This window comes from Pedobacter polysacchareus (assembly GCF_019802255.1).
In the GTDB taxonomy this organism is placed as follows: domain Bacteria; phylum Bacteroidota; class Bacteroidia; order Sphingobacteriales; family Sphingobacteriaceae; genus Pedobacter; species Pedobacter polysacchareus.
The window spans coordinates 579,856-598,346 of record NZ_JAHYSS010000004.1 but is presented as its reverse complement, the minus strand read 5'-3'; the positions used below and the strand labels follow the sequence as shown (position 1 = coordinate 598,346).

At 41.3% G+C, this 18,491-nt stretch carries 9 protein-coding genes; 1 reads left to right on the top strand and 8 read right to left on the bottom strand.

Annotated elements, in window-relative coordinates; genetic code table 11:
• Window positions 1-4 precede the first annotated feature (4 nt).
• The 6 genes from K7X70_RS13810 to K7X70_RS13785 all read right to left on the bottom strand — a co-directional run bounded on the left by K7X70_RS13810 (window position 5) and on the right by K7X70_RS13785 (window position 12,766).
• On the bottom strand, window positions 5-1,588 hold the full coding sequence (locus K7X70_RS13810; protein WP_222537604.1) for a discoidin domain-containing protein: 1,584 nt from the start codon (window positions 1,586-1,588) through the stop codon (window positions 5-7).
• A 64-nt stretch (window positions 1,589-1,652) separates the two neighbouring features.
• Window positions 1,653-3,035, bottom strand: a complete 1,383-nt coding sequence (locus tag K7X70_RS13805) for a right-handed parallel beta-helix repeat-containing protein (protein WP_222537603.1) — start codon at window positions 3,033-3,035, stop codon at window positions 1,653-1,655.
• Between the two features lie 178 nt (window positions 3,036-3,213).
• Window positions 3,214-4,956, bottom strand: a complete 1,743-nt coding sequence (locus K7X70_RS13800) for a RagB/SusD family nutrient uptake outer membrane protein (protein ID WP_222537602.1) — start codon at window positions 4,954-4,956, stop codon at window positions 3,214-3,216.
• An 18-nt stretch (window positions 4,957-4,974) separates the two neighbouring features.
• Complete coding sequence (locus K7X70_RS13795; protein ID WP_222537601.1) at window positions 4,975-8,058, bottom strand: SusC/RagA family TonB-linked outer membrane protein; 3,084 nt, start codon at window positions 8,056-8,058, stop codon at window positions 4,975-4,977.
• A 36-nt stretch (window positions 8,059-8,094) separates the two neighbouring features.
• Window positions 8,095-9,756, bottom strand: a complete 1,662-nt coding sequence (locus K7X70_RS13790; protein WP_222537600.1) for a RagB/SusD family nutrient uptake outer membrane protein — start codon at window positions 9,754-9,756, stop codon at window positions 8,095-8,097.
• A gap of 4 nt (window positions 9,757-9,760) precedes the next feature.
• Window positions 9,761-12,766, bottom strand: coding sequence for a SusC/RagA family TonB-linked outer membrane protein (locus tag K7X70_RS13785; RefSeq protein ID WP_438268960.1), 3,006 nt, complete (start codon window positions 12,764-12,766; stop codon window positions 9,761-9,763).
• A gap of 376 nt (window positions 12,767-13,142) precedes the next feature.
• Here K7X70_RS13785 and K7X70_RS13780 point away from each other — a divergent pair, with 376 nt between their 5' ends.
• Window positions 13,143-17,171: a hybrid sensor histidine kinase/response regulator transcription factor gene (locus tag K7X70_RS13780; protein WP_222537598.1), complete on the top strand. Its 4,029-nt coding sequence runs from the start codon at window positions 13,143-13,145 to the stop codon at window positions 17,169-17,171.
• 238 nt (window positions 17,172-17,409) lie between these two features.
• On the opposite strand, the gene K7X70_RS13775 is transcribed toward K7X70_RS13780, so the two are convergent.
• Both K7X70_RS13775 and K7X70_RS13770 read right to left on the bottom strand, forming a co-directional pair.
• Complete coding sequence (locus K7X70_RS13775) at window positions 17,410-17,937, bottom strand: ferritin (protein ID WP_222537597.1); 528 nt, start codon at window positions 17,935-17,937, stop codon at window positions 17,410-17,412.
• 102 nt (window positions 17,938-18,039) lie between these two features.
• Window positions 18,040-18,405 (bottom strand): hypothetical protein, encoded by a 366-nt coding sequence (locus tag K7X70_RS13770; RefSeq protein WP_062550328.1) that lies wholly within the window; start codon window positions 18,403-18,405, stop codon window positions 18,040-18,042.
• Window positions 18,406-18,491 lie beyond the last annotated feature (86 nt).

Below are 18,491 nucleotides of genomic sequence, written 5' to 3'. Positions count from 1 at the left end.
TATGTTAATTTTTATAGAAGCCTAACTCGGCAAATTGTGCGAATTGTTCGCCATCCCAGCTTGATTTCGCCAGGATTTTAAAATATCTGAAACTCAATGGTGCTTGAAAAGCAAAGTTTTGAATAGAACCTAGTTTAGGGATTTGTAAAGTGGAGGCCAGGCTGAAATTGATCCCATCTGTACTGTATAAAATATCCACGTCTTTAATCGCACGTCTATCGCCATTTAAAATAGTAAAGCCATCCAGGGTTTTAAGTTGTCCCAGATCCACCGTAATAAAATGTGGATAGCTTGCGGCTGGCGCTACAGACCACTGGCTATGCCATCCGGTTGATAAGTTGTTGTCGATCACATTTGCTGCAATAGCAGTAGTTTGCTGGGAGCTGAAAGCGGCAATAGACCAGCCTGCTTTACTGATTTCATTCTTAGTACTGAATTCCAGAACTGGTAAGGCATTCACAAATTTATAAGCATAGCTATTCTGTGTGACTGTTCCATTATCGTGGACCAATTTTAAGCGCAATTCATAAGGACTAGCATCTTTATATTTAAAATCAGCAATTGGCATTTCTACATAAAAGCTGTCTGTTCCAATCGCTTTAGATTCCCAGGTGACGGCATTATAATCTTTGTTTGCCCCTACCCCTTCATTGTTTACATTCGGATCATTGTAATATACGATGCTGTTTACTTTCGTATCACTGGTAAATCTACCGGAAAGTACAATTGCTGATTTTGTGGCCGAATAATCCGCATGAATCCTGGTTACCCTGGCATTCACAGCCCCGTAATAAGTTTTGCTGTCGTTGTTAAAAATCTGGTTGACATTTAGAATGGCACAATCTGTAGCAGTCAGGAAGGTGTTTGATTTCCCTAGCGTCCCATTTCCTGCCCACATTAAAGCCATACCAAGTGTTGCATTTTCAGAAACTTTCTGGCAATTGTGCGGTAGGTTCAATCCATGGCCCAGCTCATGTACCAGTCCGCCGAACCAAACACTGAAACGATTGCCTTCGGTATCAGTTTTTCCAAGGTTTTTGATGTCCAGTCCTTCATAATCCAATGCGAAGCACCATCTCCCCAAGCCAAAGAAAGGTCCTCCATCCGGTGTTCCATCTGGGCGGAAACTATATCTCGGTAAGATCACCAGCGTATGGTCACTTGTTTTCTCTGTGGGATGTGCGGTAAAATAGGCGTTAATCTCCGCCTGCACATTTCCAGCACCGCTGGAATACGAATAATCAATTTTTGGTTTGGTACCTCTGATGGTGATGATCTTTACCCGGTTAATACTCAGATCGGCAAACATTCCGAAGGTTTTATTTGGGTATCCGTTACGCAGCATTTCCTGTTTCATGTAATTCTGCGTCCATAACATCAGCTCACTTAAACGCTTTTGATACGCAGGAAGCGTATCAAGGTCGTTGGGCACAAAATAAACCAGGTTCAAGTTGCGCGACTGCGGACTAGTGTATACCGTATCCGTACTCATTGCTAACGCAGTTACGTCAGTTGCAACCTGAGATTTCTTGCACGCAAAGAGGCTAGTTGCCATTAATAGGCAAAGGGCTAAAGTTTTGGTTCTCATAAATTTGGTTTAGGGATGATTGTTTGATTATTTAAATATTCACATATAGTTTAAATATAATAAATTAGAATAATTTTTCAAGTTTTAACACCTTTATGAAATTCCAAGGAAATTCTTTCAAATTCTTTTTCTTAATCGCTGTTCCTTGTTTAACATTTAGTAGTTGATCATTTCCTGAAATATTACCTTTAAACAAATTACCAGTCCAGGTTAGAGCGGCATATTGTTTAGCAGATTTGGTAAAAATCCCTGTGGCTAATCCTTGATATTCGAAGATATTACCATCCAGCACTACGTTTTTAGGTACGCCATGTTCGATGTCTATCAATTCCATTTTCAGGGAATCCTGTCCACTGTTATAAAAAATATTATTGCTGATTTGGGTATTGTCTGTGACTAAAGCAAAATTGAACAGGCGCTTGCGTTTATTGCCATCATTTATACTCAGGTTATTCCTGATGATGCTGTTAGTAGTCATTTTACTTTTTGCATTAATCGCATCCGAAATCACCAGCATAAACCCGCCATCATTGTCATGGCTATAGTTGTTCTGAATGATGGTGTTGTTGCAATTCCCATCGATGTCAAATGATTGTCCGTCATTAGACCAATCCAGGTTTTTCGTAAAAGCTACTTCATTGTATTGAATGATCGTGTTGTCGCTGCTATGCGGCCAAATACCAACTGCATTGTCTTTAGCACGGGTTCTGATGTGAAACAGCTTATTGTGCTCTACTAAAGCACCATCAAATGCTTTGACTACAATCCCGTCTCCGCCAATATCTTCCAGGGTACAGCCACGGATGATTAAATTTTTATTTGGAAACCATTGGTCACGGAAGGCAAAAGTTCCATTTCCACGAATTCCGTTTCTATCCACTTTAACCACTTTGCAATTTTCGATCAGCAGGTTTTCAATATTACTTGGTTTTGGCCCCTGACAATCCCAGAAAATTCCGTTTCCTTCGTTGCTTCCTTTTTTATTGTCGCCATTAATGTCATGTACATACAGGTTAGAAAGGCGGATATTACTAATCGTTCCAATATTTTCCGCAAGAATACGGACCCCGGTGGGACCTGTTTTCTGCGTTTTGACTAGAGCATCATAATTAGATAGCTCTAAATTCTCCAGAGCAATATTGCTGATATTCTTTAGCAGTACAGCATCTTTAAACTTGCCTTCTGCAGCAACAACCGGAAGCTCGCCTTTTCCATAAGCGGTAAAAACAATCGGGTTTTCCTTTGTTCCGGAGCCCTGAGGCAGCAATTGCCCTTTCCATTTACCGCCTCTTTTAAAGGCAACGCGATCACCGGGAATAAATGTTTGTGCGTTAACTTTATTTAATGATTTCCAGGCTAACTTTTGTGACTTTCCAGAATAGTCATCATTACCATTCTCACTATCCACATAATACTTACTCTTGCTGATCAAATTCTGAGCTTTCATTGTGGAGCTTCCTCCAACAAAAAAAATCAGCGCTATCAAACAGGAAAACAGGAATTTATCTCTCATTATCTACTTCATATAACAGATCACCGACCTGTTTATTTTAAATTAAATTTATTGCCGTTAAAGTACTTAAAAGAGGCGAGGGTATTCCCGCCTCTTTTAAAGAAAAAAATACTTACCAGCCTGGATTTTGCACAAACTTTGGTGACTTGGCCATTTCTGACTCCGGAATTGGGAATAAATAAAAGGCTGGTCTGAAAAAATGCGGTTTGATATCTATCACTTCATAAGTCAGTGTATTTCCTGTTTTAGTAATTTTCATGCCTTTTAGCATCACGTTATCAGTCACCTCTGCAATTTTCCATCTCCTCACATCCCAAAGGCGGTGTTCTTCCAATGCCAGTTCCACTCTACGTTCATTCTGAATTACCAAACGCATATCTGCTTTGCTGATGCCTGTTTTAAGGCCATAATTATCATCTAAACCAGGTAAAATCCCTGCACGTTTCCTGATTTGGATCAGCGTTGAGTACACTTCAGTGGTCGGCCCTTGATATTCATTCAAGGCTTCTGCATAATTCAACAGAATTTCGGCATACCTGATCAATGGATAACAACGGTCGGTATTACCAGCACCATCTTCTACCATCATCTTTCTCCAGTAATAGCCTGGAATAGCGATTGGCCCTGTTGCTGCCGGTCCATCGGGACTGGCGCCTACAAATGTATTTACCGCTACCATGGCATTACTACTTGTCAGGAAAAATGTAGAGCCATTGTAAATGATACTATTTCCGAAGCGAGGGTCACGTTTCACATAAGGATCATTAGGTTTGTATCCGGAAGCAGGATCGGTAATCGGCAAGCCATTTTCCATTCCAAAAGCATCGACCAATTGCTGTGTTGGCGCGCTTGATTTTCCGCTACCTGTTCTGGAAGTTGGCAGCAAGTTATTTTCATATTCTCTATTAGGTGCTTTCATTCCTCCGAACAAGTATTCTCTATTGTAACGAGTCAAAAACACACTATAAAAACCATATCCGCGACGAGTAATATTATCTTCTCTTAAGGAATATGTACCTGAATTGATGATGTCTTTAGCGGCCTGTGCTGCTTTATTCCAGCGTTCCGGATCTACATTTGTATAACCAGTGATACTTTTCAGTGCCGCATCTCCTGCAATTCCTTCCCCATTAAACAATGGACTTGCTGCGTACAATAACATTCTTGATTTAAGGCCCATACAGGCTCCTTTTGTAGCACGCCCATAATCTTGCTGCAGCTGAGTATCGAAATCTGGTAAATCTGCTGCTGCCGCATTACATTCGTTCACGATATAATCTACACAGTCGCTGTAACTGGAACGCGGCAAATCAATATTATCTGCAATTCCATAATTCACATCACCGATCAAAGGCACCCCTCCATATACTTTTACCAGCTGGAAATAATACCATGCGCGTAAAAAACGGGATTCGGCTTTCAGTTTTTTCTTTAAACCGGCACTCAGCGGACTGCGGTCTATATTGCTAAGGAATACATTTGCCCTACGGATATTCTCCCATGGCAATTTCCAGTTGTTCAGTACTTCGGCTTGTTTCGCGACGTTAGTACTCGAGGCCGAAAGGGCGCCACTGGCCATTAGAATGGCATCATTTTGTGGTCCTGTGTATCGAACCGGGATCGCTTCATCTGCCAGCACGGGATGTCCTCCACCTTCCCACCTATTGGCATCAAAGTTAAATCCGACATTCGTATAGAGTCTGGTTAAAAAAGAAATAGTACGTACACTATCTGTAAAAGTAGTGGTTTCATTCAGGTCGCTGGCCAGTTTTGCATCAAGGAAGCCTCCTTTTTTACAAGCCCCTGCCATCAGCAGAAATACTGCCATCACCAGGTGTATAAATTTTATCTTCATGGTCTTGAAATTTTGTCGTTATAATGAGAAAGTAACACCGAAATTATAGATGCGTTGATTTGGATATGCGGTAATCGCTCCGGTATTGATAATTCCACCGGAGGCATTCACCGACTCTGGATCTGCCTGATAGAATTTATCAACGTTAGTCCAGGTTAACAGGTTATAACCATTGGTATATACCCTGATCCCTTTAAAGCCAATTGGTTTCACCCATGATGTTGGCAGCTGATAGCCAATTTCCATAGTTTTTAGACGCAGGTAACGCGCATCCACTAACCAGAAGTCTGAAAGGGATACATTGGCACGGCTAATCGTGCTATTGGTACCTAACAATGGGAACTTTGCATTATTACCCAGTTCCGGTGTCCATGCTTGCTGATGAATCGGTTGAAAATTCGCACTTAGTCCTTCAATTGCTTCAGAAGCAAAGTACATGCTATAATCATAAGCACCTTGAAGTAACATACTGAAGCTAATTCCTTTGTAAGTAAAGCCTAAGGTTAGTCCTAAAGTGGTACTTGGTAAATTCGGACTACCCACAGCACGCTGATCCAATGCGTCAATAATTCCATCTCCATTCAGATCTTTGTATTTTAAATCCCCTGGTTTGATGCTCGTAGTTGGCTTAGGGCTATTGGCAATGTCCTCCAGACTTTGGTAGTAGCCATCAAAGATATACCCGAATCCTTGTCCGATTGGCTGTCCTGTTCTTGCTAACCAAGGGTACCGAGGATTGGCTTCATCTCTGAAAACAATCTTATTTTTCGCATAAGAGAAAGTTCCTCTGGCAAAGTATTGCACGCCTTTAAAGCTATTCCTGTAATTGATCTCTCCATCCCATCCTTTATTATTCACTTTACCCAGGTTCATCGGTGGCAATCCAACCCCCATAATCAGGGGAACACTTGCTCTAGGCGTTAAAATATCATACCTGTTGTTGTTGAAATAATCCACGGTAAAGGAAAGTTTTCCTTCGAACATGGAAACATCTAAACCGATATCCAGTTTATTTTCTTTTTCCCAGGTCACGTTATCATTTCCTAATGTACCTTCTTTGATCCCAGCGTAATTGTTGTGCTGCTGTCCGAAGGAATAAGAGCCGTCGTTGGTATACACCTGCTCATAGACAAACTTACCGTCACCAATATTATCTGAACCTACTAAACCATAAGAACCCCGGATTTTAAACAAATTGACAAAGGAAACCTTCTTCTTAAAGAATGACTCTTCCGCAATGTTCCATCCTCCGGATATAGCCGGGAACCATCCATAGCGTTTCTTTCCGACAAACTTGTCCGTTCCATTATAAGCCGCATTGAACTCCAATAAATACTTTTGTTTATAATCATAACCGGTTCTCATCGTCATCCCTCTAAAATTGGCTGGAATACTGGAATCAGTTACCGCGTTGTCATTCTGAATGTAACTGTTTTGATTATACAGTCCGAGGGCATATATCCTATGGTCCCCAAAGTTGCGATCGTAGTTTAAGGAAGCCTGAACGTTTGTAGTTCTGGAAGCTCCTCCCGCAGAACGTGTCAGGTTATATGGTGGAATCCGATATACCGTTGCATCTTTTGGCGTGTATACACCCGTTTCCTGATTGTAGTAATACATTGGGAAATTGGTATTGGTTCTTGCCAGACCTCTTTTGTTCACCTGAGCACTTGCGTAAGAAATTAAAGCTTTCGCTGACAATCCCTGAGTCAGCATATCCAATTTCTGAACCCCACCAAAGGTGATGTTTAAATCGTTGTCGAAACTTCTGTTGTACCCTTGTGTGGCCAGACGCCCAACAATATTGACGCCTCCCAGGTTTGAACCGGTCGCGTAACTGCCATCTGGATTATATACTGCATAAGCAAATGGCGGTAAAAAGTTATAACTATAGATCTCGCCAATCAGACCATTCCCATTAGGGCTGTTGGTAATAGGGTCATTTGTTTCTCCAAAACGACCTGTCATATCCAACTTAAAGCTCAGTGTCTTCGTGGCTTGTACGTCTAAGTTAGAACGGAAATTATAACGTTTGTAGTAATGGGTATTGTTCACTTCACTTTTAGAACTGAAATCTTTTAAGGCACCATTCTGCCATAAGTAGCCCATCGAAACAAAATATTTTACGCTTTCTGTACCTCCGGAGATGTCCAGGTTATTTCTGGAGATCAATGCGGTAGGATTCATCAAAGTACTGTACCAATCTACATCCGGGTGCCCATAAGGGTCAGTACCATCTTTAAAAAGCTGAATATCCTTATCCGTAAAACGCAGAGACTGATCACTGTTGCGCAATGCCTGATTGGTCAATATTGCTGCATCATAAGCACCCAGGAACTTAGGTGTAAAGGTTTTTTGCTGTAAGCCCAGTTCCGTTTTGAAATTGATCACTGGTGCGCCAGAGATTCCTCTTCTGGTGGTAATCACCATTACCCCGTTTGCTCCCTTTACCCCGTAAATAGCCGTGGTAGAAGCATCTTTCAAAATCGAAATACTTTCAATCTCATTAGGATCCAGTTGTGAAACATCCGAATAGCTGTATTCAATGTCATCCACAATAATCAGTGGACGCTGAGTACCTGCATAGCTGCTCATCCCACGAATAAAGAAATCTGCTCCATCTTTTCCCGGTTGTCCGGATCTTTGCTGAGAAAAGAAACCAGGTAAACGCCCGGCGAGCGTATTCTGTACACTAGCGGTAGGATTTTGTCTGATTTCTGCCCCATTAATAGAACTTACTGCTCCAGTATTGGTGATCTTCTTTTGTTTACCGTAACCTACAACGATGAGTTCCTCCAGTCCTTTCGCATCTACGGCAAGGTTTACTGTGACTTCTTTCTTATTGGATACATTTATTTCCTGGCTGATAAAACCAATGCTCTTGATCAATATGGTCTGACTGCTGCCTTTTAAGGTCAGCTGAAATCGGCCATCATTGTCGGTTTGGGTGCCATTTCCAGCCAGCCCTTTCTCCACAACAGTAGCCCCCGGAAGCGGCCCTCCGCTTTCCTTTACCAAACCTTTGATCACTTTGGTTTGTGCCAAAAGGAGCCCTGGCAGGAAAAAAACCATTGCAAGTGTGATATATATAAATCTTTGCATAACCTGTTTTGTTTATTTTATATGAACCGGAAGGGCCTACCAACCTGGGTTTTGGGTTAAATTTGTGTTTTTGGTGATTTCAGAATATGGAATCGGATAGCTGTACATCTTTGCGGCATTGAAGCTCACGGTTGATGCTTCAAAAGGGGCGTAAGTAAATACTCCCGGAGTGGTTTGCGTGATCTTCATCCCATGTAATTTTCCATTTAATACCTGCTCGGCAATTTTCCACCTTCTGATATCCCAGAAACGCTGCTCTTCGAAAGCCATTTCCACCCTTCTTTCATTTCTGATGGCGATGCGCATTTGTTCTTTTGAAAGACCAGCAGGCAAGGCAAAAGGAACAAGACCAGCACGCTGCCTGATGTCTTCCACTGCTTTGATCACTTCTGAGTTCGGCCCACTGAATTCATTCTGTGCTTCCGCAAAATTCAACAAGGTTTCTGCGTATCTAAAGATCACAGGATTGTGTGTCTGGTTACTATAAGTAGTGGCATTAGAAAAATCAGCCATAAATTTGCGCATATAATAACCGGTACGGGTTTGAGTTACAATACCTCCTGGTTTATCCAATCCACCCTCAAATGTTTGTACTGCTCGCTTTACCCACATCATTCCATTATGAAAGATGGTGCTATAAAATCTTGGGTCACGATTTAAATAAGGATTGTTCGGATTGTAACCTGAGGTAGGATCTGTAATTGCTTTTCCGTTTTTCATTCCAAAGGCATCAACGAGCTCTTGAGTCGGACTGGTTAATCCATTACTAGCTACCGCATCCGTGTAACCAATTGGTGCATTATCTACCTCTACACTTGTTCCTACATTCCGTTGAAAAGCGAGGATCACCTCTTTATTTTTACGGTTTAAGAACATACTCTGAAAGCTGGTTTCCAATCCGAGAGTGGAAGTAAGGCTCATCAGGTCTTTGGCCGCTAAGGCCGCAGCCTGCCATTTCGCAGGGTCATTCCCTGGATTGTACAATGGGCTTGCCAGGTACAATAACAGGCGCGACTTTAAGGCCAATGCTGCCGCTTTTGAAGCCCTGCCAATATCAGCATCCTGAATCGGGTTAGGTCTAAGCTTATCCTTAACGGCTTCTATCTCTGAAAGGATATATTGTGCCACTTCATCCTGGCTGTTTCTTTTAAAAGAAAGGTCATCATCCAGACTAAGTATTCTATCTCCCAATAAAGGTACTCCACCATAACGTTTGAACAATTCAAAGTAGAACATCGCCCTTAAAAAGCGACTTTCTGCAATCCAATAGTTTTTTTCTACCACCATAGATTGCTTAAAAGGGACGATGCCGATGTTTGCCAAAAAGTAATTTACCCTTCTGATTCCAATGTAGTTTTTTGCCCAGGCATCATCTACAGGTGCATTACTGCTAATTCTTCCATTGGTAAAAGACTCCACATTGCTGGCATTTCTCGATGAAATGGCATCATCGCTGGCTGCATCCAAAATATCATTTGCACTGATGGAACCGAATGTGGTTCCTAAACGATTAAAACCGGTAGGCAGCTGTACATAAGTATCATTCAGGAAGTTTTTAGCATAATTCCCCAATGAATCAGTAGGATCAAAAATGACGTCTTTAGTCCATTTCTCCAATGGCGTCTGTTCAATATTGCTTTTCTTACAGGCGGTTAAAAACAGTAATCCGCCGAATATGATGTATATAAAATGTCTCATAAGGTTATAGTTTAATGTTAATACCAGCATTGATCGTTCTTAGTGCAGGATATGCCGTCCCGTAAACCTCAGGATCGATATCCTTGTTATCCGAAATGGTGAACAGGTTCATGCCATTGGCAAAAAATCTTACGGAAGCCAGTTTAATTCTGGCCGCAAATCTTTGTGGAAGGGTATACCCGATTTCCATATTTTTCAACCTCATATAATTTCCAGAACGCAGCCAAAAGGAAGACATCGCCTGGTTGTTTGGATTACTGCCCACTGCAAGTCTTGGATAAGTAGCGGTGGCAGCTGTTTCAGGAGTCCAGCGATCCAGATGATGCTCAAATGCCTGTCCTTTTCCATCATTCTGGAATTCCCATTGTGTAGGGCCCGATAGATAGATCATCCGGTTTGCGGCTCCCTGCAGAAGCGCACTGAAGTCAAAGCCCTTAAAATCAAAACCAAGAGAGAATCCATAATAAATAATCGCCTTATTATTTTTTAGACCTTCTATATCGAATTGGTTGATCACCCCATCACCATTGAGGTCTTTGTACTTAATATCGCCGGGAACAGGATTATACCCCTCTGTTTTTGGACTGTTTGCAATATCCGCTGCATTCTGGTAAAAACCATCCGCCTGATAACCATAAACCTGGTCTGTACGCTGTCCGGTACGTTTCATCCAATCATACTCACGAAATACTTCATCCTGATATTTGATGATTTTGTTGTTTGCGGTTAGATTTCCAGAAACAAAATAATTGAAGTTGTTGAGGTGATTGCGATAACTCGCCGTAAAATCCAGCCCGGTATAATTGGTGGTTCCAATATTCTCAAGCGGATAAGTATTTCCAATAATTGCCGTGTTTTTTCCTCTCACCTGCAGCAAGTCAAAGTATTTATTGCGGTAATATTCGGTCGTTAACGTCAGCTTATCATTAAACAAGCTCAGGTCTATACCCAGATTCAGCTTATTTGCTTTTTCCCAGGTAATATTAGGATTGGCCAGGGTTTGTTCCCTAACGGAATACACAAACGTTCCTGAGCCACCGCCAAAATAATAACCATCACCATCTGCGAAATATTGATTGTAGACAAAATATCCTGCATTTGCATTACCTGTGCGGCCATAAGAAGCACGAAGTTTCAAGGTGTTTAACCATTTCACATGATCAGCGATAAAGCTTTCTTTAGCAATATTCCAACCTAGGCCAGCAGTAGGAAAAAGGCCGAATCTTTTGTTGTCGGGATAACGATTTAAACCGCTATAACTCATAACCACCTCGGCAAGATACTTTTCCTTGTAATCGTAAGCTACTGATCCAGCAAGCGTTTGATAAGTTAAAGGCAGGTCGCTATAGATAGATATGTTCTGAATATTGGCATTTGCCAGGGCTTTCACATGATGGTTCCCGAAGGTTCTATCGTACCCTGATGAAAGCTCTGAATAGAAGTTTTTATACTGGTAAGTGTTTAAGCTGGTACCGGCCACAATCGTTCCATCAGTACCAAAACGCTGATAAGTGGTTCCTGATGGGCCGTTTTGCCCTTGATAAACTGCAAATGTTTTACCTCTGGAGGTCACTTCCGAAAGATTAGTATTAAAAGAAACCAGCCCTTTTAACCATAATCCCTTAGTCACATCATCCAGTGTTCGTTTAAATGAAACATCTGCCGACATCTCCCTGCCATAGCTTAGCGTATAACCAGATTGTGTGCTCTGTCCATAAATATTATTCTGAAAGTCCTTATTTCCTCCTAAAGAACCATCTGGGTTCAGCATCGGATAAGCGCCATTAGGGGTACTGGCAAGGGAATTGAAAATACTATTTACGCCTAGATTTACCTCACGCCCGTTAAAGTTGATTACATTTCTCGCCCCCGGTGAATTTCCATTTTCAATACGCCCAAACAGGTTTAAATTAACCGTCAGGTTCTTTGTCAGGTCCACATCAATATTAGTACGTACGATGTATCTTTTAAAATCAGCGTTTGTATTGTAACTATTCTTATCGGAAGTTTTTAGCAAACCCTGCTGATCCAGGTAATCGACATCCAGGAAATACCTGGCATTATTACCTCCACCGGAAGTGTTCAGGTTATAACGTGTAAATGGCGCATTGTTCCTTAATATTTCTTTATACCAATCTACATTAGGGTGTCCCATCGGATCAGATCCTGTTCTATAGGCTTCCAAATCAGCTGATGAATATACAGGCGCCTTGCCATCATTCAACAAAGCTTCATTATATAAATTCGCATATGGATAGGCAGCTAATGTTTTAGGCAGCTTAACCGGGCTTTGTAACCCCGTTTGAGCAGTAAATGAGATCTTCTGTTTACCAACCTCTCCTTGTTTGGTGGTGATCAGTATGGCACCGCCTGAACCCCTCAGCCCCAGCATTCCCGTTGCCAAAGCATCCTTAAGCACGGTTACCGATTCTATTTGCTCAAAATCAATGGAAATCAGGTCTCTGGGGATTCCATTTACAAGTATCGTTGGATCCTGTCCCCGTAAAGCATATCCCGCAGCATCCAAACCTGGAATTCCAGTAGATTGAAGGGTTGATAAGCCGGAAAGTCTTCCTGATAATGCGTTGTTTAGTGCGGTAACAGGAGAACTTAGCAGGTCTTTAGTATATACACTTTCAGTGGATAAGATGCTGGTCGACTTTTTCTGAGTATCATATAGTCGCTGAACAACCGATTGTGGTTTTTCGGCTTCCGTCAATACCATGTTCAATTTATTTCCGGTTACCACTTGTTCATGAACAAGATATCCTTTTAAAGAAAAGACAATGACCTCTCCTGAATCAATCAAAAGTGCATAATCACCATTCTTACCTGAAATCACATCCGTTCCAGCGGTCTTATTCTTAACGGATACACCGAACAGTGGCTCGCCATAAATGCTGGTGATTTTACCCTTCAGCAATCCAGGGGTTTCAGCTGAGCTATTGGTTCCTTTATTGCCCTTATTTTTTTGAGCAGCTAAAGAAAGTGGGAAAAATAGGAGTATCATCAGCCACTTAAAAAGAGACTTACCACATCCATTCATACCCTTTACTTTTAAGTAAGGTTTCATCATAATTGTTTTTTTGGTTTGTTTGTTGCCTGGGAGACAACAGCTATTTGGTTTCTCGTAAAGTTGTAGCCAATTCAAAAAACCGGGGGGTGAAAAACGGTTGTTTATGGGGTGAAAATCCATTTTACTTAACTGGGGCGGGCAATAAAGCACTAATGACCAACTTAATGTCAGTTGAAATTGTAATTTTAACAGGGATAAAATTTTACTGAAACAGATTTATTATAGGGGTATGATAAAGCGGACAATTATTAGCACACTCCTGATGCTCATACAGCTATACAGTAATGGGCAGGAGTTAAATTTCAATCACTTGAAGACAGAGAACGGGCTGTCGCAAAACTCTATATTCGCCATTACTCAGGATGGCCGCGGCTTTATGTGGTTTGGATCCAGATTTGGACTCAACCGCTATGATGGAAATCAGTTTCAATTGTACAAAAGCAACTCGAATGACAGCACTACCCTTTCAGACGATTACATTACCGCTTTGCACAGCGATAGAAAAAATGTGCTTTGGGTAGGCACAGCAAATGGCTTGAACCGCTTCAATCCGAAAAAAAACACTTTTGAACGCATCTATTTAGATGGCAACAAGTATAACAAGCGGTATGCACCAGTCAACGAAATTTATGAAGACCGAAAAGGGAACCTTTGGATTGCAGCCAGGACAGGGCTTTACCTATTGACAGACCGAAAAAAAAACACCTTTACCCCTGCTCATCAACTAGGCCTTAAAAACGGTATGGCCAATGCGGAGGTACTCAGTATTTTTGAAGATCAGCAAGGCTACTTATGGCTGGGTACTAATTATGGACTGAGCAAGCTGATCTTTAATGGTAAAATCAAAGCACTGGCGAATTTCAGTCATGTGGATGGTCAGGAAAATAGCCTGAGCGATAATTCCGTTACGGCCATTGCGGAAGACAACCAGCATAATTTATGGGTAGCCACGGAAAGTGCTGGAATTAATCTGTTCCATCCCAGCACAAATACCTTTAGCAGATTTGTACATGAAGAGGGTAATAAAAATAGTTTAGTACATAATTCCGTTCGTCGAATGACAAAAAACATGGATGGAAAACTAGCTATTGGGACACAGGAAGGACTGAGTATATTGGATCCACTGAGCAAACAATTCAAAACCTATCAGCACCTAAAATCGGTTGAGCGCAGTTTAAACCAAAATTCTATCTACAGCATATTTGAAGACATCAACGGTTCTCTATGGATTGGTACTTATTATGGTGGTGTAAATGTGGCTTATGCACATGCTACCAATTTCAAGACCATACAGTACAATGAAAAATTGAAAGGCATTAGTCATAATGTAGTGAGCTCTATTATTGCCGATAAAGATGATCGCCTCTGGATAGGAACAGAAGGTGGCGGATTAAACCATCTGGATCAGCGAACGCAGCAGTTCAGCACTTATAAGTTAAAAGCCTCAGATCCAAGAAGCCTGGGCTCAGATTTGGTGAAAGTGATTTACAAAGATAAAGCTGGGGACATTTGGGTGGGCACACATGGTGGCGGTTTAAATCGTTTTGACCACCGTACCAGCAGCTTTCAACGCTTCTTCATCAGTGGAGAAAAGGCTAAAATCACGCGCTCTGAAATGGTGGCCCTACTGGAAGACCACAATGGCGTATTCTGGACCGGCAGTCAGAGTGGCATCCGTATTTTCACGAAGAAAGGAGGTCTGTTAGAACCCTATCCGGAAATCCCAGCTTTGCAAGGCATAAAGAACAACAACATCAAGGTATTATTCGAAGATACGCAGCAAAACATTTGGATAGCGACTACAAAAGGTCTTTTCCTGCTCTCTGCAGACCAACGGCAGCTTCAATCGTTTAACCTTCCGAATGGAAGTAACAGTGTGAACAATAATGCCAACTACATTAATTGCATTCAGGAAGATGACCAGGGGAATATTTGGGTAGGGCTTTATTACGGGGGCCTTAGCAAGTATGATTACAAAAAGAAAGAGTTTGTAAAAATCTATACCACAAAACATGGCCTGCCCAATAACAATGTGGTAGGGATACTGGAGGATGATGCTCATTTCCTTTGGATCAGTACTTCTAATGGCTTAGCTAAGTTTAATCCGAAATCAGAAGGCTTCCTGACTTATACGACTAGTGATGGTCTTGCAGGAGATGAGTTCAACTACAATTCTTTTTTTAAGGCTAAAAACGGGGACCTTTATTTTGGTGGCTATAATGGCCTGAGTTATTTTTCTCCAAAAGAGATAGAAAGAAACAATTATTCTGCACCCTTGATCTTTACTGCTTTAAAACTTTTTAATGAGCCAGTAAAAATTAATTCGGCAGATGGAATCCTCCAGCAGGACATCAGTTTTACCAATCAACTCATTTTCCCCTATTATAAAAATATATTTACAATTGAGTTTGCCCTGCTGAATTACATTAAATCCGAAAAAAACAGGTATGCCTATCGCCTGGAAGGTGTCAACGGAGGTTGGGTGGAAAGTAATACCCCCGCAGCAACTTATACCAACCTAGCCTCTGGAACGTATACTTTATGGGTTAAAGGCGCTAATAATGATGGAATCTGGAGCAGCCCTGTCAGCATGAAAATCAAAATCCTACCGCCTTTCTGGAAGAGCTGGTGGGCTTACCTCAGCTATTTGACCATCTTTGGCATCATGCTATTTTTTATTACCCGATTCTTTTATCTGCGAGGTTTATTACTCAAAGACGAAGAACTGCACCAGATCAAGCTCAACTTCTTTACGAATATTTCCCATGAAATCCGTACGCACCTCACCCTAATTATGGCACCTATAGAAAAACTCCAGGAAGGGCAGCACCATGACGGATTAATGAAACAACGGTTAAACCAGGTAAAGAAAAATGCAGACCGCCTGTTAAAACTGGTGAGTGAGCTGATGGATTTCAGGAAAGCAGAGACTAAAAATCTAAAATTAAAAGTAGCTGCATACGACTTCATCATTTTTATGAAGGAGATCTTTAGCAGCTTTGAGGAATTCTCCAATAAAAAGGATATTGATTTCAGACTTCGCTATGATGAGGGTATTCCATTGCTTTACTTTGATAAAGAACAATTGGAAAAAGTCTTTTTTAACCTGCTTTCCAATGCCTTTAAATTCACGCCAGAAGGCGGTCGAATTGCCATCGAGATCAAAATGAATACAAATGCGCTGAACATCAGCATTACAGATACTGGCAGAGGAATAGCGGCCCAATACCTGGAGCAGCTTTTTGAGAATTATTTCCAGGTAGATGACCACAACATACAGAATACCGGATATGGAATTGGTTTGGCCTTGTCAAAACATATCATTGAATTACATCATGGCCTTATTGAGGTCAGCAGCGTTCCTGGAGGAGAAAAGAAAGCTGGAAATACCTGCTTTAATGTGACTCTATTACTAGGCCACACACATTTCAAGGCACAGCAGTTAAAATCCCAATGGGAACTTTCCGTGCCGGAGCCCAACCCTTCTGCAACCAGCAACACCGGGCTTCCGGTTAAGCCTGCAGAAGGGTCATTATCTGTGTCTGATCTAAAACAGGCTCGGCAGAAGAGAGCAACAGTTCTTGTGGTCGAAGACAATCCAGAGCTGTGCCAGCTGATTAAAGAATCGCTGGAAGCCGATTACCACGTGATCCTTGCGGAAAATGGCAGGTTAGGATGGGAAGCGGCGGTAGAAGAAATCCCTGACCTGATCATCAGTGATGTCATGATGCCTGAAATGGACGGATTAACGCTCTGTCATCAATTGAAAACTGACGAGCGGACTAGTCACATCCCTGTGGTCTTATTGACCGCTAAAAGCGGCCAAAATGATCAAATCCGCGGACTTACACAGGGTGCTGATCTGTACCTGAGCAAACCTTTCAGCACTAAGATTTTACAGCTGCAAGTACGCAACCTTTTAATGGCAAGGGAGCAGATGCGAAAAAAATATAGCAGAGCGCTGGTGCTGGAACCGAATGAACTGGTAGTTGACCCTATTGACGAGCGGTTTTTATCTCGTCTGATTGGAATTATTGAGTCACATATGGAGCAGGAAGATTTTGGAGTAGACCTGATGGCCGAGAAAATAGGGATGAGTCAATCGGTATTGTATAAAAAACTGAAGGCACTGACGGATTTATCAGTCAATGATTTTGCCAAGTCCATCCGACTCAAAAAGGCAGCCCAGTTACTTTTACAAAAGCAGTATACGGTGTATGAAGTGGGCTATATGGTCGGTTTTGCAGACCGAAAGTATTTCAGCAGGGAGTTTAAGAAGCAGTTCTCAAAAACACCATCTGAATATATTGAATCGAATAAGGATGCAGCTACTGAATAGCGCATCCTTCCGAAAGCAGACAACTTATCCGTTAGGACAATTCTTGCAGCGTTTCCCTTTCAGGTATTTTTCGCAGCACTCCTTTTTCAGCTTAGATTTTTTATCTTGCTTATCCTTTTTCTTATCTTTTCCCTTCTTTGACATCCCCCTGGTTTTAATTGACAACAAAAAAAGCACATGTGATGTTTTAACATCCGCATGTGCTTTATAAATTTATTTTGAAGCTAATCGCTATGGATTATCCTTCGTTGTAAACGATCTGACCAACGTTTTTGTCAATCTGCCATCTTCCAGTTCCTTCTTCGCCAATTACGTCGAACAATTCTACTGCACGTCTCGCCTTAAATTCTTCTTCACGCTGTTCTTTGAAGAACCAGTTTAAGAACTCTAAAGTCACATAGTCTTGTTCTTTATGACAACGTGCAGCGATGTTTTTAATAGATTGTGTTACACTGATTTCCTGCTCTAATGCTTCTTCAAACACTTCACGGAAAGAGTTATATTCTAACTTGATATTGGTGACTTCAGGTGAAACTGCCATTCCGCCCATATCAAGAACGTATTTGTAAAATTTTAACTGGTGCATTCTTTCTTCTTCAGCTTGTTTAAAGAAATAATCCGCTGAATTGTCGTATCCATTACGGCCACACCAAGATGCCATTGAAAGATAAATGGAAGAGGAAAGGGCTTCTTTTTTAATCTGTTGGTTTAAAAGCATCTCTATATCTGTAGAGATTAGACTTTTTACGCGCATGATATCTTTCATAATATTGTAGATTTAATTCCTAATTGTTGAAACAAAAATAAGGCTAAAAATGAACAATACTGCATTTAAAAGCAATATGGAAAGATTCTAATTCTAATTAGATCAGGCAGGTAGCCTAAAAAGACGGTCCTGGATGATGTGGTTCAGTTCCAGCATCACAAAGGTTCCTTGCAGTAATTCCTTTAAAGCAATGATCTGAATTAAGGACAATACGTAACAATGATCACAGGCACAGATGAAGATGATCTCTACGTCTGCAGATTTATCGCTGGTTAATAAGATGTTTTCAATATCAATCTTATAAACTGCTTTCTGTAATTTCAACAGGTTGCGGTAATCAAAACGGGCAAGTTTTCCGGCAAAGTCGATATACCAGCAGTTTTCGCTGTCTGACTGATAGATGGAACCTTTAGTGGTACTAAATACTTCTTCAAAATGGATTGGAGATGCTATAGCTGTCTTTTGCATGTATTAAACCTTGTTGATATGCAAAGGTTGTTATTATTTAGATTTAATCCAAATGAAAGACTAAAAAAAAAGTATATGCAATTGTC

Coding starts and splice junctions, on each gene's coding strand:
- K7X70_RS13810 (WP_222537604.1), bottom strand. CDS start 1,588: ATGAGAACCAAAACTTTAGCCCTTTGCCTATTAATGGCAACTAGCCTC.
- K7X70_RS13805 (WP_222537603.1), bottom strand. CDS start 3,035: ATGAAAGCTCAGAATTTGATCAGCAAGAGTAAGTATTATGTGGATAGT.
- K7X70_RS13800 (WP_222537602.1), bottom strand. CDS start 4,956: ATGAAGATAAAATTTATACACCTGGTGATGGCAGTATTTCTGCTGATG.
- K7X70_RS13795 (WP_222537601.1), bottom strand. CDS start 8,058: ATGCAAAGATTTATATATATCACACTTGCAATGGTTTTTTTCCTGCCA.
- K7X70_RS13790 (WP_222537600.1), bottom strand. CDS start 9,756: ATGAGACATTTTATATACATCATATTCGGCGGATTACTGTTTTTAACC.
- K7X70_RS13785 (WP_438268960.1), bottom strand. CDS start 12,766: ATGATACTCCTATTTTTCCCACTTTCTTTAGCTGCTCAAAAAAATAAG.
- K7X70_RS13775 (WP_222537597.1), bottom strand. CDS start 17,937: ATGAAAGATATCATGCGCGTAAAAAGTCTAATCTCTACAGATATAGAG.
- K7X70_RS13770 (WP_062550328.1), bottom strand. CDS start 18,405: ATGCAAAAGACAGCTATAGCATCTCCAATCCATTTTGAAGAAGTATTT.